General features: G+C 51.9%; 22 protein-coding genes. 13 read left to right on the forward strand and 9 right to left on the reverse strand.

What is annotated here, in order from left to right; translation table 11 throughout:
- Positions 1–10: 10 nt before the first annotated feature.
- Positions 11–679 (forward strand): ferric reductase-like transmembrane domain-containing protein, encoded by a 669-nt coding sequence (locus tag FDP08_RS03725; protein WP_137434677.1) that lies wholly within the window; start codon positions 11–13, stop codon positions 677–679.
- Positions 680–710: 31 nt separating this feature from the next.
- On the opposite strand, the gene FDP08_RS03730 is transcribed toward FDP08_RS03725, so the two are convergent.
- Genes FDP08_RS03730 through rfbG form a run of 5 tightly spaced genes read right to left on the reverse strand, consistent with a single transcriptional unit; the run spans position 711 to position 6,366 of the window.
- A complete protein-coding gene (locus tag FDP08_RS03730; protein WP_137434678.1) occupies positions 711–1,040 on the reverse strand; it encodes a hypothetical protein in 330 nt (109 codons plus the stop codon).
- Positions 1,041–1,069: 29 nt separating this feature from the next.
- Entirely contained in the window at positions 1,070–2,893 is a 1,824-nt protein-coding gene (locus FDP08_RS03735) for an NAD(P)/FAD-dependent oxidoreductase (RefSeq protein ID WP_137434679.1), read from the reverse strand.
- Positions 2,894–2,945: 52 nt separating this feature from the next.
- Positions 2,946–3,893: a class I SAM-dependent methyltransferase gene (locus FDP08_RS03740; RefSeq protein WP_137434680.1), complete on the reverse strand. Its 948-nt coding sequence runs from the start codon at positions 3,891–3,893 to the stop codon at positions 2,946–2,948.
- Positions 3,890–5,203 (reverse strand): lipopolysaccharide biosynthesis protein RfbH, encoded by a 1,314-nt coding sequence (gene rfbH / locus FDP08_RS03745; RefSeq protein WP_137434681.1) that lies wholly within the window; start codon positions 5,201–5,203, stop codon positions 3,890–3,892. Before rfbH ends, FDP08_RS03740 begins: the two co-directional genes overlap by 4 nt.
- Complete coding sequence (gene rfbG, locus FDP08_RS03750; RefSeq protein WP_137434682.1) at positions 5,203–6,366, reverse strand: CDP-glucose 4,6-dehydratase; 1,164 nt, start codon at positions 6,364–6,366, stop codon at positions 5,203–5,205. The genes rfbH and rfbG overlap by 1 nt, the downstream gene beginning before the upstream one ends.
- A 440-nt stretch (positions 6,367–6,806) precedes the next feature.
- Between rfbG and FDP08_RS03755 the strand changes: the two genes are divergently transcribed.
- From FDP08_RS03755 to FDP08_RS03790, 8 genes are all read left to right on the forward strand, one after another.
- Positions 6,807–8,291, forward strand: coding sequence for an oligosaccharide flippase family protein (locus tag FDP08_RS03755; protein WP_137434683.1), 1,485 nt, complete (start codon positions 6,807–6,809; stop codon positions 8,289–8,291).
- 170 nt (positions 8,292–8,461) lie between these two features.
- A complete protein-coding gene (locus FDP08_RS20690) occupies positions 8,462–8,659 on the forward strand; it encodes a sulfotransferase (protein ID WP_137434684.1) in 198 nt (65 codons plus the stop codon).
- 94 nt (positions 8,660–8,753) lie between these two features.
- Positions 8,754–9,761 (forward strand): methyltransferase domain-containing protein, encoded by a 1,008-nt coding sequence (locus FDP08_RS03765; protein WP_137434685.1) that lies wholly within the window; start codon positions 8,754–8,756, stop codon positions 9,759–9,761.
- 111 nt (positions 9,762–9,872) lie between these two features.
- The gene (locus tag FDP08_RS03770; protein ID WP_137434686.1) at positions 9,873–10,784 is read left to right on the forward strand and encodes a glycosyltransferase family protein; all 912 of its coding nucleotides are present in this window, start codon (positions 9,873–9,875) and stop codon (positions 10,782–10,784) included.
- The gene (locus tag FDP08_RS03775; RefSeq protein ID WP_137434687.1) at positions 10,784–12,379 is read left to right on the forward strand and encodes a glycosyltransferase family 39 protein; all 1,596 of its coding nucleotides are present in this window, start codon (positions 10,784–10,786) and stop codon (positions 12,377–12,379) included. Before FDP08_RS03770 ends, FDP08_RS03775 begins: the two co-directional genes overlap by 1 nt.
- Before the next feature lie 8 nt (positions 12,380–12,387).
- Positions 12,388–13,587 carry a glycosyltransferase family 4 protein gene (locus tag FDP08_RS03780; RefSeq protein ID WP_170978969.1) on the forward strand — a complete coding sequence of 400 codons (1,200 nt, stop codon included), beginning with the start codon at positions 12,388–12,390 and terminating at the stop codon, positions 13,585–13,587.
- 3 nt (positions 13,588–13,590) lie between these two features.
- Positions 13,591–14,490, forward strand: coding sequence for a hypothetical protein (locus tag FDP08_RS03785; protein WP_137434689.1), 900 nt, complete (start codon positions 13,591–13,593; stop codon positions 14,488–14,490).
- Between the two features lie 23 nt (positions 14,491–14,513).
- Positions 14,514–15,449, forward strand: a complete 936-nt coding sequence (locus FDP08_RS03790) for a glycosyltransferase family 2 protein (RefSeq protein ID WP_170978970.1) — start codon at positions 14,514–14,516, stop codon at positions 15,447–15,449.
- Positions 15,450–15,501: 52 nt separating this feature from the next.
- Here the strand turns inward: FDP08_RS03790 and FDP08_RS03795 are convergent, their stop codons facing one another.
- The 4 genes from FDP08_RS03795 to FDP08_RS03810 all read right to left on the reverse strand — a co-directional run bounded on the left by FDP08_RS03795 (position 15,502) and on the right by FDP08_RS03810 (position 19,728).
- Positions 15,502–16,455 (reverse strand): UDP-glucuronic acid decarboxylase family protein, encoded by a 954-nt coding sequence (locus FDP08_RS03795; protein WP_137434691.1) that lies wholly within the window; start codon positions 16,453–16,455, stop codon positions 15,502–15,504.
- 65 nt (positions 16,456–16,520) lie between these two features.
- A complete protein-coding gene (locus tag FDP08_RS03800; RefSeq protein WP_137434692.1) occupies positions 16,521–17,567 on the reverse strand; it encodes a Gfo/Idh/MocA family protein in 1,047 nt (348 codons plus the stop codon).
- Positions 17,564–18,613 carry a class I SAM-dependent methyltransferase gene (locus FDP08_RS03805; protein ID WP_137434693.1) on the reverse strand — a complete coding sequence of 350 codons (1,050 nt, stop codon included), beginning with the start codon at positions 18,611–18,613 and terminating at the stop codon, positions 17,564–17,566. The genes FDP08_RS03800 and FDP08_RS03805 overlap by 4 nt, the downstream gene beginning before the upstream one ends.
- 35 nt (positions 18,614–18,648) lie before the next feature.
- Positions 18,649–19,728 (reverse strand): Gfo/Idh/MocA family protein, encoded by a 1,080-nt coding sequence (locus tag FDP08_RS03810; RefSeq protein WP_137434694.1) that lies wholly within the window; start codon positions 19,726–19,728, stop codon positions 18,649–18,651.
- A 339-nt stretch (positions 19,729–20,067) separates the two neighbouring features.
- Between FDP08_RS03810 and FDP08_RS03815 the strand changes: the two genes are divergently transcribed.
- The 4 genes from FDP08_RS03815 to FDP08_RS03830 are packed head-to-tail and all read left to right on the forward strand — an operon-like array spanning position 20,068 to position 24,259.
- Positions 20,068–21,102 carry a Gfo/Idh/MocA family protein gene (locus FDP08_RS03815; protein ID WP_137434695.1) on the forward strand — a complete coding sequence of 345 codons (1,035 nt, stop codon included), beginning with the start codon at positions 20,068–20,070 and terminating at the stop codon, positions 21,100–21,102.
- A complete protein-coding gene (locus FDP08_RS03820; RefSeq protein WP_137434696.1) occupies positions 21,102–22,295 on the forward strand; it encodes a glycosyltransferase family 4 protein in 1,194 nt (397 codons plus the stop codon). Before FDP08_RS03815 ends, FDP08_RS03820 begins: the two co-directional genes overlap by 1 nt.
- Positions 22,288–23,184 (forward strand): glycosyltransferase family protein, encoded by an 897-nt coding sequence (locus FDP08_RS03825; protein WP_137434697.1) that lies wholly within the window; start codon positions 22,288–22,290, stop codon positions 23,182–23,184. The genes FDP08_RS03820 and FDP08_RS03825 overlap by 8 nt, the downstream gene beginning before the upstream one ends.
- 49 nt (positions 23,185–23,233) lie before the next feature.
- Positions 23,234–24,259, forward strand: coding sequence for a glycosyltransferase family 2 protein (locus tag FDP08_RS03830; protein ID WP_137434698.1), 1,026 nt, complete (start codon positions 23,234–23,236; stop codon positions 24,257–24,259).
- Positions 24,260–24,265: the final 6 nt, after the last annotated feature.

A 24,265-nucleotide genomic window follows, 5' to 3' on the forward strand; every position in this document is an offset into this window, starting at 1 on the left:
GGGCAGAGCAATGGATATGACACGAGGGTTCAGGTTTATTACGCTCCTGATGATAGCCTGCGCTCTGATTTTCCTGTTTTATTTATTCGAGCCCGGGAAACCATTCGCACAGGCCACTTCGATCGGTACAGCCTACGTCAGCATGCTGTATTTCGCCGTCGCCCTGTCCATTGGCCCACTGAACCTGATTCGATCCAAGCGCAATCCGGTGTCGAGTTTCCTGAGGAGGGATATAGGAATCTGCGCCGCACTGTTGGCACTGGTTCATACGGTAGCTGGCTTGCAGGTCCATTTGGGCGGACGGTTTGTCGAATACTTCATTTTCCCCTCAGGCCAGTCCCATATTATCCCCTTCAGGTACGACGCTTTTGGTTTGACCAATTATGTTGGTTTGATTTGCACTCTGATCATGATTGCGCTTCTCTGCCTCTCGAACAATCGTTCTCTCCGCGCGATGGGGGCATCCTCATGGAAAAAATGGCAGCGCCTGGCTTATGTAATGATACTGGCGCTTCCGGCCCACGGCCTCGTCTATCAGGTGCTCGAGAAACGGATAGGCTCCTACACCATACTGTTACTGGCGATAACAATTGCTCTCCTGGCAGTTCAGTTTTCAGGCGTCATTCGATACCGACGGGCCAGGGGCGCGCGGCCCTTGACTGATTCTGAAACTGCCTAGTGGAAAGCTGTCAGCTTTTTGATGCTTGCCTTCAACGTACACGGAGACCGACGATCAGATTATAAATAAACGCCAACACAAAGCCGGCAACAGCACCGCTCAGTGCACCGTAAAATAACCCGACCACTGCTCCCGACCAGGTAACGCTGTAGCCAGGAAAGAAATTGCTCAATAGGCCCAGTGTTGGTCCAACATGCTCAGACTCGCCAGTGGGGCCAATAATAAGCAGCCACGCGGTTGCCATAAACAGAATCAGCCCTCCCGCAATTCCGAACGTTACCGCCATTACGGATGCCCTTAGACGGGCAATCGCCTGACCAATGGTTTTCCATTCGTCCTCTGAAAAATGCTCTTTATTCATCAATCAGCACCTCTGTCCCAGTCTGATAATTAGCCCAGCGATCCTTCCAGCACTCCAAGACGCCGAAGAAGTTTCCCAAGATGAATCGAAACCGTCACATTGATCGCCACAGCCGTAACAAAACCAATAACAAAGCCGAAAACGCCCCCCCACAAAGAACCTATGATCGAGCCGGCCCAGGTGACGTCATATCCAGGAAGGTAATTGCCCAGCAATGCCAGGGTCTCCCCGACATTTTCGCCTCCCTGAACGAGCAGAATGGCTGTCGCCAGAAACACAGCAAAACCAATCATCACACCAAGTGCCCCGCCCAGAGCCACGGGGTCATATTTTGCGAAGGCGTCATTCAAAAGCTCAATCGGCGATGCCTCTCGAACCCGTTGCGGAACCAGGCGCTCACCGCTGGCTCCATGACTCTTCTCGGTTCCCGCTTCCTCGTGATACTCCTCTTCCACATTGACATCCCAAACATCGTGATTTGCACCAAGGATGTTCTCAGCCGCATACATGGCAGTCACCATTGAATGATCCTGGTTGTTATAGCGATGCTGGCCATTACGGCCAATCAGATGAAGATTAGGAACTTGATCTACGTATTCACGAATGCTGTCTATATTTTCTTTGTAACCATGGTCATACACCGGATAAGCCTTTGGCATGCGTATAACCACACCGTCGATGACCTTGTCAGCATCAATCAGACCTAGCTTGGCAGTTTCGTTCTTGCCCAGTTCAATAAGTTCTTCGTCGCTGGCAGTCCATAAATCATCACCTTCCTGCACGAAGTACTCAAGGCCAATACAACTGGTTGATTTGTCGGGAATCATGTAGGGACTCCAGTTGCCAAAATTCTGAATACGGCCAACTTTGACCTCCGGAGAGTGGATATAGATCCAGTTGTCAGGGAACAGCTCCGGTGATTCGACCACCAGCCCCACCGTGAGGAAGTCTCGGTACCTGAGTCGATTTGCTGATTCCAGCGCATCTGCCGGGGGCAGCGGATCCAGCACGTTCAGGAGTTCCCTCACGGGCATAGTCGAGATGACATGATCAGCCTCATAACGCTCTTCCTTGCCACTGGCATCAACAACTGTAACACCGATGACCTGCTCTCCATCACGGTGTATTGTTTTCACCCGATGCTCAAGGTGCACCGGGTGCCCCCTTTCTTCCAGCATTTCAGTGACGCGTTCCCACATCTGACCGGGTCCAAGCCTGGGATAGTAGAACTCCTCAATCAGCGTCGTAATCTGGTTTTTGCCGGTCAGAAGCTTGGGAGCGAGCATCGATAGAGCCGCCTTGCCCAGATTCAGATTCTTGATGCGTTGAGCGGCCCAATCTGCACCAATTTCGGTACACTTCATCCCCCATACTTTTTCCGTATAGGTCTTGAAGAACATTTCGAACAGTCGCTTGCCAAAGCGGTTAGTTACCCACTGCTCCAGGTTTTTCTCTTCCCGGGATGGAAAGGCCTGCGCCTTAACGTAACTAAGGCCCACCAGGATGGATTCGAAAAAACCAACGTTGAGCAAGGCGTTCATTGGCTTCAACGGATAATCAAAGAACTTGCCCTGGTAATAAATCCGCGACAGCCTTGGCCGAACCAGAAATTCTTCAGAGAGAATATCCATCCACCAGTTATGAACCCTGTCCACCTTGGTGAAAAACCGGTGTCCACCAATGTCGAAGCGATAGCCCTTGTAATCAACCGTGCGTGATATTCCACCGACCTGCCGGTCCATCTCGAAGACGATCGGTTCAACCCCTGCCCTCGATAACTCCAGAGCGGCGGTCAGGCCCGCCGGGCCACCACCGATGATTACACAGCGAACTTTGCTATCTGTTGAGCCCATACTCCAATCTTCCCGGATTAAATGACTGCTCTTCACCACTCTGCTGGATTCGTCAGGGCTTAACCGCTGAGATGATAGCCGCCCCTGACTGGTAAACCAGCCTCCCCTTCCTTGCCAGAACGTCTTCGCAAGTCGATATAAACTCTTGCTTCAATGTGTTTACTGCGGACTCTTCTGCCTGCCCTATACGTTTTCGGGCAAGGCTGGAAAAAGTCATTTGTAACTCCCAAAACGCCTCGGGCGACTCAAAAACGGAATATTGTCCGCGCCAGCTACTGTTGATATCGGTGAAACCCGCTGCGGCTAGCAGATCTCTGACAGACCCGGTAAATCCGTGACGATGCCCCGTCCATTCCGCCGTCTCGCTGTTGGCGTTTTCAGGAATGTGTTTGTTGACCAGTTCATCCAGAAAATCGCAGGCAGCCAATTCCCGACCGGTAAGGCGCCTGCCAATGCTGCCCAATCTGCGGAATACTGCAGCCAAACCATCTCTGGAAAACAGCTCGGGTCTACTTCCAACCGCGATCACCGCTTTGCCGCCAGGTTTGAGAACGCGGCGCATCTCGGCAACCGCCTTTTCAGGGTTTGGAAAGTGGCGCAGGGCGTATAGAGAAAGAACGTTGTCGAATGAGTCGTCCTCGAACTCGAGTACCTCGGCATCCATTTTCAGGAATTCAGCCTTAGCGGCGAGCTTCTCTTTATCTGCCTTTCTTTTTGCTGTGGCCAGCATGCCGTCGGAAAGATCAATGCCGACAACTTTGCCCTGTTCACCCAATTTGCGAGCGACTTCCAGCGCAACAATTCCGGTACCCGTGCCGATGTCCAGTATGTGTTGACTGGGTGTCACGTCTGCCATGGCCATCATCGGCGCTGGTAGATGCTGGGTGACCTGTTCCGTATATTTGTCAAACAGATCAACCACTTCGTTGTAACTGTCGGCATCACCCAGCTTGAACAGCCTGTCGTGCGCCGAAAGTGAAGCCTGGTTGGAGTCGGTCATCTCAGGTTATCCATGAAATATTTGAAAACTTCCAGAATGTAATCGATCATCTCGTCCGTAATTCCTGGATAAACACCGATCCAAAACGTCTGATTCATGATGATGTCTGTATTTGTAAGGTCACCGATGACCTTGTGTTCCCGCCCTGCATAGGCAGGTTGCCGTAACAGGTTCCCTGCAAACAGATTACGAGTACCTATTTTTCTGCCTTCCAGGAATTCCGACAGATCGTTCCTGCTGAAGGGAGCATCCGGACGAACCGTAATCAGGAAACCGAACCAGCTCGGATCACTCAGCGGTTCTGCTTCCGGTAAAATCAGGTGTTCCGTGTAAGGTTGCAATCCATCATGAAGCCGCTGCCAGTTTTTCTTACGGGTAGTGATGAAGCCGGGTAACTTTTTAAGCTGCGCCACGCCAACCGCTGCCTGCATATCGGTTATTTTCATGTTGTACCCGACATGAGAGTAGATATATTTGTGATCGTAGCCGTCAGGCAGGTCGCCAAGCTGCCAGTCATAACGTTTCCCACAGGTATTCTCATCACCCGGAGCACAGTAGCAATCTCTTCCCCAGTCCCTGAAAGACTCCACCAGCTTCTTGAGCACGGGTTTATTCGTCAGAACGCAACCGCCTTCGCCCATGGTGATATGATGCGCGGGGTAAAAGCTTACGGTTGCCAGATCGCCGAAGGTTCCTGTGAGGCGGCCATCGTACAGGGAACCAAGCGCATCGCAGTTATCCTCAATAACCCGGAGGTTATGCTTTTTCGCGCATTCCATGACCTTGTTGAGATTGAATGGGTTTCCAAGAGTATGAGCTATCATGATCGCCCTGGTTTTCGGCGTGATCGCCTCTTCCAGAAGCCGGGTGTCCATGTTGTAGGTGCCAAGTTCCACATCCAGATAAACCGGAATCATGCCATGCTGGATAATGGGGCTAACTGTTGCTGGAAACCCTGCGGCAACGGTTATAACCTCGTCACCTGGTTTTAACCGCTTTTCACCAAGCTTTGGCGATGTTAAAGCCGAAAACGCCAACAGGTTAGCCGAAGACCCGGAATTACAGAGAATGGCACTTCGAATACCCAGATAACGGGCAAATTCCTTCTCAAACTGACGGGCGAATCGTCCCTCCGTGAGCCAGAAATCCAGCGTTGCGTCCATCAGGTGAATCAGATCGTCTTCAGAAAATACCCGCCCCGATACCGGTATATAGGTTTCACCTGGTAGAAAAATGCGTTGTCCAAAGGCGGCCTTGTAATAGCTTTCAACCTTGTCTTTTATCTGATCCCTGAGTTCGTCTGCGTGCATTACTTAATACTCCCGCCAGAAGCCCATTCAATTCCCTGGTTTCTCGCACACTCCACATACTCTTCAATGTGGTCGGCACAGACCTGATACATGTCTACAGAACTAGCGTCTTTCTCAAGCATGGTTTTATAAAGCTTCCACCAGGTTACCGTTTCGTTGACCGCGTTCTCCCATGTATAGGCTGGAGACCAGGACAGCAGGTGAGCCGCCTGGTCCCAATTCACCCTCAGGACGGGCGTTTCGTGACCATCATCTGGCTGGGCGCCTGTTTCGAATCGCCCACTGCCCCAGTATTCAATCGCTTTTTCGATGACTGCACGGGAAGTCACTGGTTGCCGTTCAGCCGGGCCAAAATTCCAGGCCTGACCAAAGGTTTCAGGATCTTCCAGCAACCTGAGGGCGAGACAAAGATATCCGCTTAACGGCTCCAGCAAATGTTGCCAGGGGCGTATGCTTTCCGGGCGGCGCACTTGTACCGGCTGACCTTCCATACAGGCTCGCATGCAGTCGGGAAGAAGCCTGAAGCGGGCAAAATCCCCGCCACCAATAACATTACCGGCGCGCGCCGAGGCAATCGCTACTGGATGATTGGAAAACGTGATTCGATCATTACCTTCATGCCAGGCTTCACGCCAGGCGCTACGGTAAGATGAAACTGCCAGTTCCGCCATTGCTTTGCTGGAACTGTATGGGTCGAAACCCCCAAGCCTGTCATTTTCACGGTAACCCCAGTACCAACCCTGGTCGACATAGACCTTATCCGTGGTCACCACCACAACGGCCTTGACCGTGTCCGTCTGACGCACGGCTTCAAACAGGTTTACGGTTCCCATCACGTTGGTGTCGAAGGTGTCTTTTGGTGCCCTGTAGGAATCAAGAACTATCGGCTGTGCAGCCATGTGAAACACAATTTCAGGTCTGGAACTGCGAATCACCTTCGTGAGGTTTTCCACATCACGGACATCACCGGAATGGTGGATTAGCTTTTCCTGGAGCTTGCACAGCTGAAAATTGTTCGGTTCGGTGGGAGGGTCAAGACTGTAACCTATGACTTTGGCGCCAAGCTCTGTAAGCCAGACACTCAGCCATGAACCTTTGAAGCCGGTATGTCCTGTGATCAGAACACGTCTGTTTCGAAACTGATCGCCGAATTGCCTATTCATAAAGGTAGCCGGACCTTATAAAGATTATCCCTTTACTGAGTAGGGCTTTACGAGAGTTGTTAAGGTCTTCCCTTAACGCGCATTGCCACCCTAATTCCATTTCGCTGAGTCCGTTTTGCAGGGCAAGTTCGGATACTGCTAATACTTCAACCGCCTATCGCCTCAGTGTACGTATTCTTACTATAGGATAGCACTGATTTTCCTGATGTCAGATTGCAACTGGCGCAAACGGGCTCAGCCTGCTTTCATTCACGCCAATCAGCGGGCCTGCTTCAAATCTGGTCGTCTTACCCAAGCCGCACTTCATCGCTATACTCTGGTCGTCACAGCATTAAATTGACTTGATTCGAAACAAGACGATAGCGTCTACTTTTAACGAACTTGTGATGGTGACAGGTCCTTTATAGGTTATTTCTACCCTTGATACAGGCCAAGGCCACATGTCCAGAGTCCTCTTCTCTGTCGGTGTCATCCAGGTTTTTATCATTCTGACAGGAATGATCCGGGCAAAAATCCTGTCCATGGTGCTGGGCCCATCAGGATTTGGAATCATCGCAACGATTGATCAGGTCGTCATCACGGTGGTTCAGGTTGCCGGCTTCGGCATTCCGTTTTTCTCTTTAAAGTTCATGTCCCGAGCCCACAGCGAGGGGAGCAGCCGTCTTCAGACCGTTTATTCAAGTTTTCTTTCCGGCCTGTTACTCCTTTCCCTTTTGACAACCGGCATCGTCATTGGAATCACTTACTGGAACCCCGCCATCTTTGGGGTTGAGCTAGCCCCGTACAAACTGTTCATAATTATCGCGCTCCTTAACGTCCCTGCGATGATGCTCGGCATATTTTTTGTTCATACGCTGGCTGCGGCTCAGATGACTTCGGCAAGTGCAACCCTGAATCTGGTGGTCACTTTCTGTCTCGCATTCGCGGCAAGCAGCGCCGCCTGGCTTTTCGGGATGAATGCCATCTATATATGTGTGGCCATCACGGGCGTTGTTACCACTGTTGGATCAGTCTGGCATATCAAAAGAAAGCTATCTTTGAACATCAGCGACCCATCAGCAGGTATTCTGAAAGAACTGCGGCGAAGCCCCGAAATCATTTCCTTTTCACTGTTCGGCCACGCGGCTTTGTCAGCCTACTCAATCGCTATGCTGATAGCGCGCTACGAGGTTTTCTCTACGATGGGCGAGGCTCAGGCCGGTTTTCTACAGGCCATGTTCGGAATTGCTCTGGCACTGGGCGCAATATCCGGCCCGCTCAATATTCTTTACCTCACGCCGATTCTGAACCGAAATATTCCAAACCAGGAAAAGTTCGATAACGCGCATGAATTCCAGGGGTTAATGATTTTAATTATTTTCATGCTATCCCTCCCCTTTCTCCTTTTCCCCAAACTGGCCCTGACGATCCTGTATTCCTCTGAATTCAGGCCAGCTTCCGGGTACCTCTATCTGTTTATTTTCTGGCAAAGCATGTATGTCATTGTCAATGTATACCAACAGCTTCTTGTGGGACTCGATGACGTGAAATTTTTTTCCATCAGCACACTTCTTTCCTACATTGTCGCCATTGTGGCAACCCCCTTCCTGGTTGAAAGATTCGGGTTGCCCGGCGCAGCCCTCTCACTGTCGTTGAGCGTTTTCCTCAATGGCCTGGCCATTCCATGGAGACTGTCAACGCGCTTCAAGACAAACATTCCATCCGGAGTTTGGCTAAGGATAATTCTGTGTCTTGCAGGAATCCTCTTTACCGGGCTTCTATTTCCTTATCTCGAAGAGTTCTCGGTGATAGGCTTTTCGGCAAGGGTGATTTATGTCGCCTTACTAATCCCGATTTTTTGGAAACTGCTGCCACTGGAACAGAAACGGATGGTTTTGGATCAAATCAGCCGAATAAGGACGCGAGGAACGGACGGCAATGGGTAAGCGATCGGAGAAGGCAAAATCTCAACTGCCATGGTGGTTAAGGGCATTTGACGACAAATACGGCGTTACCTGGCGAGGGTATAATGGTATTCGACGCATCAATCTCCGCCGCGGCATGCGATTTGCCAAAGCCTGGTTAGAAGGGCCCAGATACCGGTCGCCCATCTTCATTGCGGATTGAATACATTCTGAAGGTTTTCCCCGACGCCCAGTTCGTTGTCATTCATCGAGCCCCCTGTGCGGTCATCAATTCGTTCATAAACGGCTGGCGAGATACCGGGTTGGCGCGAACTGGTCAACTCAACCGTTCCGGTAATCGCCTTCAGGCAGTGGGCCGAATACGTTCGAGCTGTCGCAAGCGCACGTGACACAGTCCCAGATTCGAAATATAGTGAAATTTTCCTGGAGGATATCCAGCACCATCCAGAACAGGTACTTGATAAAGGATAGGGAATAGCCGCCATGCACAATTTACTCGCCACGCTCTGGTGTTGCCCCTCCTGTCGAGGCTCTTTAGGGCAAATCAATGAGGACCTGCATTGTGAAGCCTGCCAAACAAAGTATCCGGTCGTACATGGCATTCCCGATCTGCGCGTAGCGATGGACTCATGGATTGATTTAAACGAAGATCGCACAAGAGCCCTCGAGGCTGCTGACCGAGTCTGTCGGGAGGGGCTTGAAGCCACAATCCGCCATATTTTCCGCTCCAGCCGTGGCATGAGTGAAAGCCAGGCCGATTACCGCACTCGCCAGATTCTTGCCGGCGTTGAAAAATGTCAATCCCAATGCTCAGACTGGCTGAAATCCGCCGTTGAGTCGGATGGAGTTATCCTGGAAATAGGTTGTGGTCCGGGCCAAATGCTCGCCGCTGCCGCAACTCGAGGCTGCGAGGTGGCGGGAGTTGATGTGTCAATGGAGTGGCTGGTCATTGCTCGTCATTTGGTAGAACGCTACGGTGGCCGACCGAACCTGGCCGCCGGATTTGCCGAACAACTACCGTTAACAGACGACTCCGTTGAAGCCATTATTTCGCTGGATGTCATTGAGCACGTAGGTGATCAAGAGGCGTATGCAAAAGAGTTGGGACGCGTACTCAATTCCGGAGGTTTTTTCGCACTGTCAACACCCAATCGCTACAGTCTCTCACCAGAACCCCATGTGAATGTCTGGGGCGTGGGCTATTTGCCCCGTTCGCTTCAGGCCCGCTACGTAAAGTTAGTCAAAAACCAGTCCTACGCATTTACCCGTTTGCTGAGTGTTCGGGAAACCAGGAAACTGTTCTCCAAGGCAAGAGGCTTTGATTCCCGAATTGTGTTTCCCGGGATTCCAGAGCACGAGCTGTCGAGCTTCACAAAAAACAGGAAAAGATTGGCGCGTATTTATAATCGGTTGGTTGAAATTCGGCTGGTGAAAGTGTTCCTACCTTTTTTTGGTGCCTATTACCGTGTGTGCGGAAATCTCAGGCATTGAATTGCGCCAGGTATCGCGATTGAATCAAGGATGACATCAGGATGACAAAACCACTCCATTGGCTATTTACCAAATCGTCTATCGCAGAGAATCCATGTAGTTGGCCTGACAATGACCACTGATACAGATAATCAACTGACTATCGCCTGCATCTGCATTGTCGGAGGAGCGGCGCTTGAAAACAGTGTTTGCTCAATCCTGGCAACTGGTCTACACAGCATCATTGTCGCAGATCCCGACGCCATTACTCCAAAAGTTAAAGACATCATCCGTGATCACTGCATCGAATGGATAGACAGTCGTGGTTGCAGCGTGCCTGCAAAACGCGCATTGGCAACCAACCATTGCACATCGGAGTGGATAGCTTTTATCGAGGATACCTGCACCGTTGACGATTCCTGGCGCTCAGGTTGCGAGGCTGTCATGGAGATGAAGGATGCTGCCGGTGCATCCGGTCCCGTACGACTGGGCAGCCCCCTCGACAGGCGCGCACGCGCCCTGTACTGCTCAGATTATGGCTCGTTCTTTCCCGCAGCACTTAGTGACCAGAGCGAAAGCGAAGGAAAAAGCGCACTTTCGGCAAACACTCTGCCGGGAGTCAACTTGCTGTACCGGCGTGCACTCTTAATGAGCTATATGAATGGGGATGGGTTAATAGAGTCGGAAATCAATCCCCGAATCAGAGGTGACGGACACATGCTGTACATCCATGAAAGTCTCTCGGTGACGCTGCGCTATACCGATTCAGCCGGCGCGGCCTTCCATACAAGATTCAACCACGGTCGACTCTACGGCGGCCTTCAGGCGCGTAACCTTAATGCTCCCGCCCGATTGGTCCGCGCACTGGCCTGTGTGCTTTTGCCATTTGTTCTGTCACTTCGCTCTCTTAAGGCATTGGCGGGCACCCGTGAACAAGTAGCAACCACAGCTCTGTGGATTGTTATGTTCGAAACCGTATGGAGTGTCGGGGAATGCACAGGCTATCTTCTGGGTAGCGGCAATTCTCTGGCGGATTGGCAGTAATGAGAAACTGGGCTGATCATCCCTCATCGGTTGTGTTCGCCATTCTGGCACTGGCGGCTTTTTATCTTTTGACCTTGGTAGACGGGCAGAATTGGAGCGGAGATTTCAGCCTTTATATTCTCCATGCCCAAAACCTTGTAGAGGGCAGGCACTATCTGGATACCGGTTACCTGCTAAATCCGGTGTCCAAGTTCGTAGGTCCCTACGGTTACCCCCCCGTCTTTCCACTGCTGTTGGCGCCTGTGTATGCCGTGTTCGGTCTTGATCAGGAGATGCTGAAGTGGGTTGCCGTTGCCTCCTTTTGTATTTCTCTGTGGCTGGCAGCAAAGATTTTCGAGAGATATCTGGAGCAACGCTGGGTCTTTTTCCTGATACTTGTGATCGGCCTCAACCCCTACCTGTGGGATTTCACCAATCTAATCCGCGCCGATTTCACCTTCACAGTGTTCTGCTATCTTTCGCTTTTCTTCATGCTGTTTTTTCTGGACGCTGACCGGGACAAGCCCGAGGGTCCCGGCAGAAAAATAACAGCAAGCATCCTGATTGGCTGCTCGATGTATCTGGCCTACGGGACTCGTGAAATCGGTGTTGTTCTGCCACTGACGCTTCTGACATTCGATATCGTGTGCCGGCGCCGTATTTCACTGGTTAGCATCGGCGCTTTGGGAATCTTTGCGCTGTTTGCCTGGCTGCAGAACCTCTGGTTTTCAACCTCATTTATCCCGGCGTATGTTGAGGAAAATCTGAAAAACCTGATTGGCGATCAGGCTGCGTCCGCTGATCTGAACCACCTGAATTTTGTAGACCTCAATCCGGGCCGTATCCTGGATCGAATTATCGGTTACCGCTGGGCTCTTGAGAGGTTCTGGCCCCCCTCTTCCAGTTCCGTCATCAATACGCTGAATGCGCTACTGTTTAACGTGTTCAGCCTGCTTGCGGTCTGTGGTTTTATTCAGGCGCTTTTCCGGCGGATCACAGTTCTGGAAATATTTCTGGGCGGGTATATTGCGGTACTGCTGCTCTTCGGTGCGCCTTCCACTATCCGCTATCTGATCCCGATCTTTCCATTTTTCCTGTTTTACGGCTTTCTTTTTTGCCAGCAGACGATTTTTCCTTGGCTACCGAGGCTGAAATACGCTGTGGCCGGCGTGTATTTCCTGCTACTTGCGATGATCAGTCTGCCGGTCATGTCCTCCATGGAGTATCTTCAGCTTGAAAGGGGCATTACCCATCCGGACGCAAAAGCCATGTTCCGTTTTATCAGGGACGAAACCGAGACTGACGATACCATCGTTTTCATCAAGCCCCGGATAATGGCCCTGATGACCCAACGGCAAAGCGCAACCTGGCCATCACCAGTTTACAGCGACCCTGAAACGGTGAACCGTTTTTTTGATGCTCTAAGGGCCGATTACTACGTTGACATGAACCTCGAAGCATGGATGCTCCCCCTGACTCGTTCTGAGCCCCCGAGCCAATGTTTCAGATCAGTTTTCAGGAACGAACACTTCGCTGTTTACCGCTACGAAGGACAGTCCTGCGAAAAGCAGAAGTCTGCAGCTAATTCAACAAATAGCATACTGAGGTCACGATGAGATTCTGCATGGTGACCACCTTCTATCCACCTTATAATTTTGGTGGGGATGGCATCTTTGTCCGGGAACTGGCCGTTTCACTGGTCAGGTTGGGCCACTCTGTCCGCGTTATCCACTGTGAGGATGCGTACCGGCTCGGCTCCAATACAAGCGATCCCGGTTTGCCCCGGCGTTACGACGACGAAGGTGTGCAGGTGTGCCGGCTCAAAAGCTCCCTGGGTGCGCTCTCGCCGTTACTGACGCAGCAGCTGGGGCACCCTGCCCTGAAAGCAGGTGCTATCTCCGACCTGCTCAATGACGATTTTGACGTCATCAACTATCACAACATTTCACTGGTGGGGGGCCCTGCCATACTCTCTCTCGGCGAGGCGCCGGTGAAGCTCTACACTTTGCATGAACACTGGCTGGTCTGTGCCACCCATATATTCTGGAAGAACGGCGTGAAGCGTTGTGACTCCCGTCAGTGCCTGCAATGCTGCTTACGCTCCGGTGTCCCACCTCAGTTCTGGCGATACACTGGCCTGGCCAGACGCCATCTTGAACAGATTGATTGCCTCATCGCACCCAGCCAGTTCACAGCAAACCAGCACAAGCAACTGTATCCCGGCGTGCCAACGCGCATTGTTCCGCTCTACTCACGCCTGGCCCCGTCAAGGGAAATGACTGGCAACTGGAGCCGCAACGATCCTCCGAGATTTGTGTATAGCGGTCGGATCACCGCATCCAAAGGTGTGGAATCCGTGCTTGAGCAATTCACGGCACTCGAGGAATATGAGCTGGTACTTGCTGGAGACGGCGATGCTCTGCCCCAATTAAGGGAGCGTTTTGCCCATTACCCCAACATCCACTTTACCGGCCGACTTTATGAAGCCTCACTGATAGAGCTTTATAGCAGTGCAACAGCGCTGATTTTTCCGTCCATTGCACCGGAAACCTTTGGGCTGACAGCGGTCGAAGCCATGGCCTGTGGCACCCCGGCCATTGTCAGGGATTCCGGCGGCTGCGCAGAAATCATAGAAACCACGAAAGCAGGTTTTGTCTACAAAGAAGACAGCGAGTTACCGGCCTTGCTGCATCGGATGGTTCGGCAGACCGGATTGCGCGAACAGCTGTCAGAGCTGGCGGTAAACGCAGTCCAGAGATTCTATACCCGTCAGCGGTACCTGAACGATTATCTGGCAGTGATTGAAGAATTACGGGGGTTTTGATCAATGAATGACGAAGCGGCAAAGCCCCAACCTGTGCTTACAATTGCGATTGCAGCCAGCGCGAAGGCGGACCACGCCTCCCTCAGAGAGCGCTTGGCAACCGCCGGTATGCTAAATCAGCCGGATATCGAGGTTTGCGTAGCGCTGCTGGGCGATCAGGATATGGATGCACCTGAAGACAACCTGGCAGTCTTCAGGTTTTCCAGCCGTACGCCTTTCTTTGAACAGTATGCAGGGATCATCCAACAGACCCATAGCCGATACATCGCATTACTGGATGCCTCTTGCCCTCCAGCGCAGGGATGGCTTCCCGCAGTGCGGAAAAGGATGGATGACGGAACGCCGGTATTCTTTGGGCCGGTCAACAGTGGCTGGCCTGATAAGGATTCACGCAACATCGGCTACCTGATCGAATACGCTCAATTCCGGGCACCCATCGACCCTGAATTACCCGAGTATCCGGGCAATAATATTGCCTTCCAGCGTGAATTACTTCGTAACGTATCTCTGGTCGGCAAAGGGTTTCAAAAAACCTTTTTCCTCCGCCAGGCAAAGGAAGAACTGGGCATTACGCCCACGGCATGCGACGACATGCCCGTCACCTATCTGAAGCAATACGCCAGGAGTTATTACCTTCGCAGGCGCTATTGCCACGGCCGTCTTTATGGTGCGAGTCATTCGGAGGTATTGGGCCCCCGGCGATTCCTCTATGCAGCTGGAATACTCATCCTCCCTATACTCAGATATAGTCGTATCCTGCGAGCATCAAAGCGAACGCCGACGCTATCCCGGAAGGTGCTGCGCTTTTCCGTGTCCATTCTTGTATCCGAGTGCGCCTGGTCTTTAGGAGAATGCGCTGGTTACATCGCGGGAACCCCGGAAGATGGAATATTTCTTGATTAGTGATTACAAGGAGGGATTTCACATTGACTGACACTCACAACGAACAGAATCAAGTCGTCACCTATTCCATCGTTATCGGTCGGGTAAGCACAGAAGATGATGATCGAATCCTGGAAACGCTTGAGTCGCTGCATCATCAGGAAGAAAACCCATCCCTGGAGATATTGCTTGCTGATCGCATCAACGATCATGTTTCCCAGCTTGTCAAAAGTGACTATCCCAGCACAAAGATCATCGAATGTTCCCCCGATACAGATCTGCCAACAATGCGCACGCTAGCAGCAAAACAGGCGTCAGGAGACTTCGTGCTCGTCACAGAGGACCATTGCGTGCCGCCCCGGGACTGGCTGAAGCAATTCGCCCGGGCATTTGCCGAACACCCCGAAGCGTCTGCCATTGGTGGGAGCGTGGTCAATGGTGTGACAGATACGGGGCTCGATTGGGCTACGTTCCTGTGTGAATACGCCCCCATGTCGCCCCCGATCGAGAGCGGCCCCACTCCAAACCTGGCCGGAATGAATGTGGCGTACCGACGTGAGATTTTCAAGGAAGTGGACGAGCAGGTGCTGACATCAGGGTTCTGGGAAACCACGTTACACCCTCTGCTGCACAAGCGGGGGCATATTCTTATCGCAGACGACAACGTGCGCATTTATCATTGTAAAAAATTCAGTCTTGGGCTGTTTCTGAGGCAGCGATTTGTCTATTCACGCTATTACGCAGGCATCCGCTTTGCGCCTGAGCAGAAAGTGATGCGGGTGATTTACGCCATGGCATCCGTCGTACTACCTCCACTGCTGACCTTCCGTTTCTTCAAGAATGCCCGTCATAAAGCCAGTGTTCGTTCTCACCTGGCTGAGGCTGCTCCCTATCTGGTGTTGTTCTATCTGGTCTGGGGGGTTGGAGAAGCATGGGGCTACCTGTTCGGCCCGCGGGATGCACTACAGGAAATTGAGTAGATACACGAAGACCCGTCCGTGGGGTGCCTGAACACACCCCGTTTCCTTTGGATTAAAGGTTCGGGTTCTCGGTCAAAAGCCCATCAAAATAAGCGATGGTTTTGATCAACCCCTCTTTTAATTCAACGGTTGGCTGCCACCCCAATTCAGTTCTTGCTTTCGTGATATCCGGGCAACGTTGCTTGGGATCGTCCTGGGGGAGTGGCAGGTAGTCGATGCGGGATTTAGAGCCGATGAGCTCAATCACCTGTTCAGCCAACTGCTTGATTGTAAATTCATTCGGGTTGCCAAGATTCGTCGGGCCAATGATGTCATCCGGCGTGCGCATCATTCTGACCAAACCATCAATCAGATCATCGCAGTAGCAGAATGATCGTGTTTGACTGCCATTACCGTAGATGCTGATCGATTTATTCCTTAACGCCTGCATAATAAAATTGGAGACCACACGCCCGTCGTGCGGATGCATGTGGGGGCCATAGGTATTGAAAATACGAACGATCTTGATACCCAACTGATGTTGTTTACGGTAATCCATGAACAACGTTTCGGCGCAGCGCTTGCCTTCGTCATAGCATGAACGTGGGCCTATTGGATTCACATTACCCCAGTAGTCTTCCTTTTGCGGGTGAACCGTAGGGTCGCCGTAGACTTCGCTGGTAGATGCCTGCAATATTTTTGCGCCAATACGTTTCGCCAGGCCAAGCATATTGGTGCTTCCATTGACATTCACTTTGGTGGTCTGTGTCGGATGCCTTTGGTAATGGATGGGGCTGGCGGGGCAAGCAAGGTTATAGATCTCATCTGCCTCAAGGTACAGGGGAAAGCAGATGTCATGGCGAAGAACCTCAAAATAGGGATTGTCCATCAAATGGACAATGTTGCGCTTCTGGCCAGTGAAGAAGTTGTCAACGCAAATAACTTCGTGGCCTTCGCCAAGAAGACGCTCACAAAGGTGACTGCCCAGAAACCCGGCTCCACCTGTTACGATGATCCTGTTTTTCATAGTCCCTGCACACTCCTTTAACCCCTGTTGAGCAGCAAGTTCATGCCACCACGTCTGATCCGCGCCTAACCCGGGCGATTCAAGGTCACAACCTGATGATCCCGGTCACTGTCGTAGACAGCATTGGGTATGGCGATGCTGCGAAGACCGTCCTGTGCAGTCGCAATGGCACCTGCCGGCCCGCCGTTCGTCAAACTTACAAAGTCATGAAACTCTTCAACAAAGGTCTGCACGACCGTTGATTGCCAACCCTTGAATTTTTCACGGAAAATGGCGGGTATATAGAAGTTCCGTTTCTTGCTGGCCTGGCCTCCTGGCTTCTCCATCGTAATGATAGTCGAGCTCATGGGGGCGTAATAAGCGCGAGCCATGCCCAGGTCGCCGTAAGCCTCTACATAGAAATGATAACCTTTCCATTCAGTCCAGCTACTGTGCAGACTGCCCATAACTCCGGACTGACTGCGCAGCTGAACAAAGGCGTTGTCCTCGGTGCGGTCGAGTTGCCAGGTTTTAGTGCTGATCATACCCGACACTTCGTTAATTTCGTCATTGATGAGGTAGCAGATCAGATCCAACGTGTGAATGCCGTTGTCCATAAGGGTGCCACCACCCATCTTATCCTTGTCGTACATCCAGGCCGATTTGAATTCAGATAGCCCCGTGTGCCCGGCGTATCCTTTGACATAGCGTAGCGTGCCAAGAGCTTCGTTTTGGATGGCGGCTTTCACTTCCTTAATGGCTGCAAAATAGCGATGATTGAAACCGACCGTCAGGATTTTGCCGCAGCGCTCGGCCGTTTCAACCATCTGCTCACATTCGGCAAGCGAGCTGGCCATCGGTTTCTCCACGATGACATGCTTGCCGTTTTCCAGCGCGGTTATTGCAAGGTCTTTATGAAAGTGGGTAGGTGTCGAAATGATGACTGCATCACAGGCATCGGATTTGAGGAGTTGTTCTGCGTCTTTAAACACAGTGATATCATCGGGCAATTGGGCCAATAGGTTTGCATCAAGATCAAATGCGGCTGTCAGTTCACATACATCGGAGACTTCAAGTGCCTGTTTGCGAACCTCTCCAATTCCCCCTAGCCCAATTAGTCCGAAGCGCATCATGCCAGGTCAACTCCCTTTGATTCCTTTGAATGTGGTGCTTTTTGCAATGCCATCTCAAAAGCTGGACCGATCCAGATCAGCAACTGGCGCAACAAAGGTAACCGCGCAACCGCGACGTAGATCTTGATCATTACCCTGTCAATTGCGGGGTAGGTACCTTCGCCATCCAACGCCACCATCCGGGGAGATAGTATATTTACGTGCAATCCAATGCGTTCAGCATAGCGAATGATGCGCGCCGGTGAAATCAAATTGATAAAGCGGAGCGAATCGACACCTCTCAATCGCGTGACCAGTCTACGGCGCCACTTTCCGGGAAAATAACCGATGGCCCAAAGCCGGGTACTGGGGTGTGGACCAAGACAGAACTTATTGCTGCCGGCAAGCCATAACTTGCCATCTGCCTTGAGAAGGCGCCCCATAGCTGACAAGGATTTCTCCACCGAGTACACGTTTTCCAGCAAATCGGTTGCGACTATTTTTGAAAAAGACGCGTCCGGAAATGGTGACGCCTCAATGTCTGCGCACACCAGAGTCGCAGAGATCCCCTGCTCCCTTAACCGCTGCTGGCAGATCATAAGCCAGCGTAGCGCGATATCCATTCCATAAACCTGAGAGCCCTTCTCTGCGGCCGCAATAAGAGCACCTCCAGTACCACAGCCCACGTCCAGAATCACATCGTCAGATGCGATGCCCAACCGCTCCAAACTATAACGGGCCTGCCGTGGGCTGTTGTAGTGATAAGCCTTGTATCGAGCCGCAAGTACAGGTGGAACATCGTCGGTAATATCGTAATAGTAGTCCAGCATTGCAGAAAAGCTCTGTTCCACTTCCGTCGCCAGGCGTCTGGCTTTTGCGCGCTCCTCTTCCAGGCTGAGGTATCGATCAGACCGGATGCGAAAATCGGCGATCCCAAAAATAACCGGGTATTCTTTTCCGCAATCACCGCATCGAAAACTCTCCGGCTGCTTCAATAACCTGTTGCGGCATTGAGGACAGACGAAGAGTCCGCCCTCCCTGGTATTCGGTCCATCGAGTTCTGACATCACAACCCTTCTCCGGGCATCTTTTCGAATTGTTCCTAGGTCCAGTGCTGTGCAAACGGAACAGGCTCGCCCCGATCATTGGAAGCATAGGCTGCCAGCATCAGCGCCAGGGTCTTGATATTATCCTGTGCGCTGCACGCCGGAACAGTGCCATTATCAATCGCGTTGATCAGGTTTTTCAAAAGCTTGCTCGTGGCATGGGCAAAAATGTCGAGCGGGTCGCTGGCAATCTTTCTGGACTTCTCAGCGTTGTACTGAAGTGCCCTGCCTCCCAACGAAATATCAAAACCCACAAAGGGTTTTCGGTCACCACCCCGAATACCGGCGGTGAACTGCACATTGCCACCAAATTCGGTTTCGATTGACGCTTCGGTGCCATCGAGTCTCAAGTCAAGATACCGGTGCCTACCTCTGGTAAGCCGGTCCAGCGTAATCTGAGCAGTCCGCCCCTCCGGGAAATCGAGCTGGATCAGATTCAGATAATCCGGCCCGGTCGGGTTGGAGGGTTTTGGCATTCGGGCGCTGATCTGCACTGGCTCCTCACCAAAAAAGTAACGGCACAGATCCAATACATGGATACCAAATTCTTTGCAGGTGCGTTGAGGATCGTTTCCGCGCCACCCAGCCTCTGTTTTTTCATTGACGTAAAAGTTCTGCTGGGCGTTTATAAACAGCAGGTCGCCAAATTCGGGACTGCCGATTTTTCCTTTTGCCGCCTCGTATATATTCATGAAGCGGAACTCGTTGTTCACAACGATCCAGCGCTGCTGTTTTTCCGCCAGATCAATTAACTGGCGTGCTTCATCCAACGTTGTGGTAAACGGTTTTTCGCAAAAAATATGGCAGCCGTGCAGTAACCCTTGCTGAGCCAGAGCAAAATGGAATTGGGTGGGGCTGGCGATGGCCAGAATGTCTGGGTTGGTCTTTTCCAGCAGGGTTTTGACATCTGGAAAAATCGGGAATGAAAACTCCCCTACCGCTGAAGTAGGCTCTATCGCCGGGTCATGACCGCCAACAAGTTCAAGGTCGGCCAATTTTTTATAGGCAGGTAAATGGATATTCTTCGCCGCTGCACCCAATCCCACCAGCGCGATTTTTTTACGATTTGAGTTCATGTATCTGATTCACTGCAGTCAGCGGCATTGGAACGCATAGAAAGATAATACCTGAAACATCGGGCTTTGGGCACGTTGCCGCCGGACCGACCATGCCGCCAACGCTTGCCTCGATGCGCGGACCCGCATCTGCGTAGACAATAGTTCCCGTGCCAGCCAAAATCTAGGTGCTTGAAACACATTGACTCTTTGGGTATCTATGCTCTATTTAAAGCGTATAGACTCAATAGGCATAAACAATACCGACACAAGATGGACCCGACAAAGCCGGGTTTTTCGTCCATGATCTGGACATAGCGCTCGGCGCGCTGCCTATCGGAAAAATGTGAGCAACGGAGTATGCAAACAGAAGAACAACTAACGGTTGCCATTGTAGGCGCTGGCCTAATGGGCAACTGGCATGCACATGCGGCCCAGAAAAACGGCGCAGTTATAGCGGCCGTTATTGATTCCAGTGCTCAAGCTGCGAACAAGCTCGTCGGCCGATACGGCGGCCGTGCCTTTTCTGATTTTGAACAGGCGCTGGAGCAAACCCATTTCGATGTAGTGCATATCTGCACACCACTAAAAACCCACGTGTTATTCGCGAAACAGGCGCTGACGGCTGAGAAACATGTGATTGTGGAAAAGCCCGTGGCGCCCACTCGTAGCGAGTTAAATGACTTGCAGGAGCTGGCGGCAAGCAAGAACCTCTTGTTGTGCCCGGTCCATCAATTTGCTTTTCAGCGAGGCGTGGCCTCAGCGAGGAAGGAGCTGGCTCGCCGAACCAGTGGTCCATTGGCTGTAAGTTTTGATTTCGCTTCAGCTGGTGGCTTGGGGCGCGAAGCACATGAGCTGAATCAGATACTGGTCGAGATTCTGCCTCATCCTTTGTCTATTTTATCCGAGCTCTGGCCTGAAGCGCCGCTGGAGCAGGAACCCTTGTTTGTGGACAACCCAAGAGATGGGGAGCTTTTCACGCACAGCCACCATCAGGGGTTCCCGGTAACCGTCAAACTAAGCCTGAATGCCCGGCCAACCCACTGCTCAATGACCATTGATCACGAACAGGGCGCCATCCATCTCAATCTGTTCCATGGTTTTGCAGTTTTTGAGTCCCCTGCGGTGTCCCGGATTCGAAAAATAATGGCGCCCTTTGCGCTGTCCCTAAACACACTAATTGCGGCTACACGCAACCTGTCAGAACGCGCTCTCAACCGCGAACCCGCCTACCCGGGCCTGCGAACGCTAATTCACCAATGTTATCGATCCGTCCAACACTCAACTCCCGGGCCGATCTCTCGCGAAAATACGCTTGCCGTCGCTACCATTGCCGAATTGGTCGAGAGTAAGCTATCCCACGCAACAACGACACAAATGGAGCAGGGGGGCTGATGTACATAGGGATAGATGCAACCTGCTGGTGGAACCAGCGCGGCTTCGGCCGAATGGCCCGCGAGTTGTTGTCAGCGATGTTTGCGCTGGAATCCGATCACACATTTTATTTGTTCATTGATCAGGCACCGACCGAGTCAATGAACCTTCCAAACGTAGAAATTGTTCAGGTATTTCCAGACAGGCCGGCCACCTCTGCTGCCATCGCCAGCTCCAGGCGCTCAATTAAAGATATGGTGCAATTATACAGAGCCGTATCACGCTCACCTATCGACCTGATGTTTTTCCCGGCCGTTTATTCCTGGTTTCCTGTTTCGTCGAAATTACCTGCAGTTGTAACGCTACACGATGCGATTGCCGAACATTTTCCGGACATGATCTTTCCGGACTGGAAAGGCAGACTGTTCTGGACGCTGAAGGTTAAGCTGGCACTCTGGCAGTGCAAACGAGTGATGACCGTCTCACAGGCCGCCAAAGCAGAGATCGAGCAGTATTTGGGCGTAAACGGTAATTTGATTGATGTCATCAGCGAAGCGCCCCACGGACTTTTTTGCCAGTCTGAGGACCCAACGGCAAGCAAGGAACTTCGGCAACGAATTGGACTTCCACAAGATGGTCAACTAATCGTTTATGTGGGCGGTCTGGCGCCCCATAAAAACCTGCTCGGGTTTCTGGAAGGATTCGCACGCGCCAGAGAGAAACAGGAAATCGACGACGTTCACGTTGTTCTGGTAGGTGATTACGGGGGAGCCGGATTCCACTCCAACTATGATGAGCTGCAACAACTGGCGAACGACAAGCGGATTCAGGGCATGGTTCATTTCACCGGCTTCATCTCGGATGAGGATCTGCTCGTACTTTATAATAACGCTATGGCAGCTGCCATGCCGTCTTTTTCTGAGGGTTTCGGCTTGCCAGCAGTGGAAGCCATGGCTTGCGGAACGCCTATCCTATCCAGCGACAAGGGCTCGCTGCCCGAGGTGGTTGGAGATGCTGGCGTATTTTTTGACCCCTATGATGTGGAATCGATCAGCAGGGCGATTGTGAAAATATCGACCGACGTGGAGCTCAGGCAACAGCTTTCAGACGTCGCCGTTTCAAGGGCTCGGAGCTTCACCTGGGAGCGGGCTGCCAAGCTTGCGCTGAGCTATCTGGAAGCCGCAGCAAAGGGATCGGGAGCGCGCCATGGTTAATCAGCCTGAAACCAGGTCACCTGGAAATAACTACGAGCTGACCGTCATCATCGCGGAGGAAATGGCAGCGGTCAATCTCCAGCGTATTTTCAGGGTGTTACAGCCAGAAAGCTACCCAAGGGTCGAATTTCTGGTCTGCAGCGGCAGCGACCGCTCACTTCTTTGCGACATTCCCGTCAGAGCCAACGTCCGTATTATTCCCGCGCAGTCGGACAACAGAATTCCCGCATTATGGGCGGATGGGATTCGGGCAGCCAAAGCCGAAAAAGTTGCACTGACGAGCGCCCATTGCATTCCCGAAACTGACTGGCTGGACAGACTGCTGGCCTGCCCTTTGGACGGAATTCAGGTTGCCATCGGGGGCGCGATCGAGAACGCTAAAAACGATACCAGAATCGGCCGGGCTATCTATCTGCTGCGATACGTTCGCTACACTGGGGCCCGGCCCAGCGGGCTCGCAGAGGATTTGGCAGCAGACAATGCGCTATATCGCAAAGCGGACATACTCGCCCACGAAGATTTACTCAAGATTGGCTTCTGGGAACCTTCGTTCCATGAGCGATTCCTGGCAGAAGGCAAATCCCTGGAATTTGATAACCAACTGATTGTCGTTCACCACAACTGTTACACCGCAAAACAGTTCATTCGCCAACGGTATAGCCATGGAATTGAGTTTGGCGCGGCGCGGGCAAAAGCAATGACAGGAACCAAACGGTTAATGATGATAACCCTGTCGCCACTTATTCCGGTGGTTTTTACAAGAAAAATCATGGCCTATGCCCGCAAGGATAAACGGTTTAATCCGGGCCTGAAGAGGGATATGGGCTGGCTGCTGGTTTTCATATTGGCATGGTCAGCGGGCGAGACCGTTGGCTATATTAGAAAATGATGAAAGTACATTTAGGCGGAAGGAACTCTCACAAAAGGAACCGTCAACAATGAATAGCCAGGAACACGCAACACACAGCAAAACGCCTCTTTCAATCAGTGTCATTATGCCTGTCTACAATGGCATTGAGTTTATCAGGCAGAGTCTACCGCCCCTTGTCACCATGCGAGACCGTGGTGAGGTGCTTGAGGTGATTGTAGTGGATGACACCTCCAGCGATGACACGCCAGAGGTTGCCCGTGAGCTCGGCGCGACGGTGATGCCCTCGGGCGGACGTCTTGGGCCTGGCGCTGCCCGCAACGTCGCTGCCAGAGAGGCCAAAGGCACAATTCTCTGGTTCATAGACGCTGACGTCGTTGTTCATGAAAATGCTGCCAGAGTGATGCGGGAAGGATTCGACGATCCCAGTGTGGTGGGCGTTTTTGGTTCTTATGACGATAAGCCGCCCGCACAGAATTTTCTCTCTCAGTACAAAAATCTGGTGCACCATTACTACCATCAGCGCGCCAAGAAACAAGCCTCTACGTTCTGGTCCGGATGCGGCGCGATTCGAAAAGAATCGTTTCTAGAACAGGGTGGCTTCGACATTGAAATGTTTAACCGGCCATCGATTGAGGACATTGAGCTGGGATATCGGTTGATTGAGGCCGGAGGCAAGCTTCTGCTGCTGACGGATCTTCAATGCACCCACCTTAAGGAATGGCGGTTTGTTAATCTGATTCATACCGAGGTTTTCTGCCGCGCAATTCCGTGGGCCAGATTGATGCTGCGCAGGGGAGGCCTGGACAACGATTTGAATGTCGGTGTAAATGAACGAGTAAAAGCCCTCCTTGCCGGCGTGCTGGTTCTGACTGCGCTGCTTTCGCTTGGGGGCGTGATATCACCGGTTTATCCCTTACTAGTTGCGCTGGCGGTGGTTTACGCGAATTGGGAACTCTTTAAATTGTTCCATCAGCGCAAAGGGTTCTGGTTCGCTTTAAGAGGCCTGGTATTTCACCAGACCTATTATCTATACAGCGCCAGTGCGTTTGCCTGGGCGTTGCTTGAAAACAAACTGGAAAAAAATGTTGCCTAATATCAG

Source organism: Marinobacter panjinensis (assembly GCF_005298175.1).
Lineage (GTDB): Bacteria > Pseudomonadota > Gammaproteobacteria > Pseudomonadales > Oleiphilaceae > Marinobacter > Marinobacter panjinensis.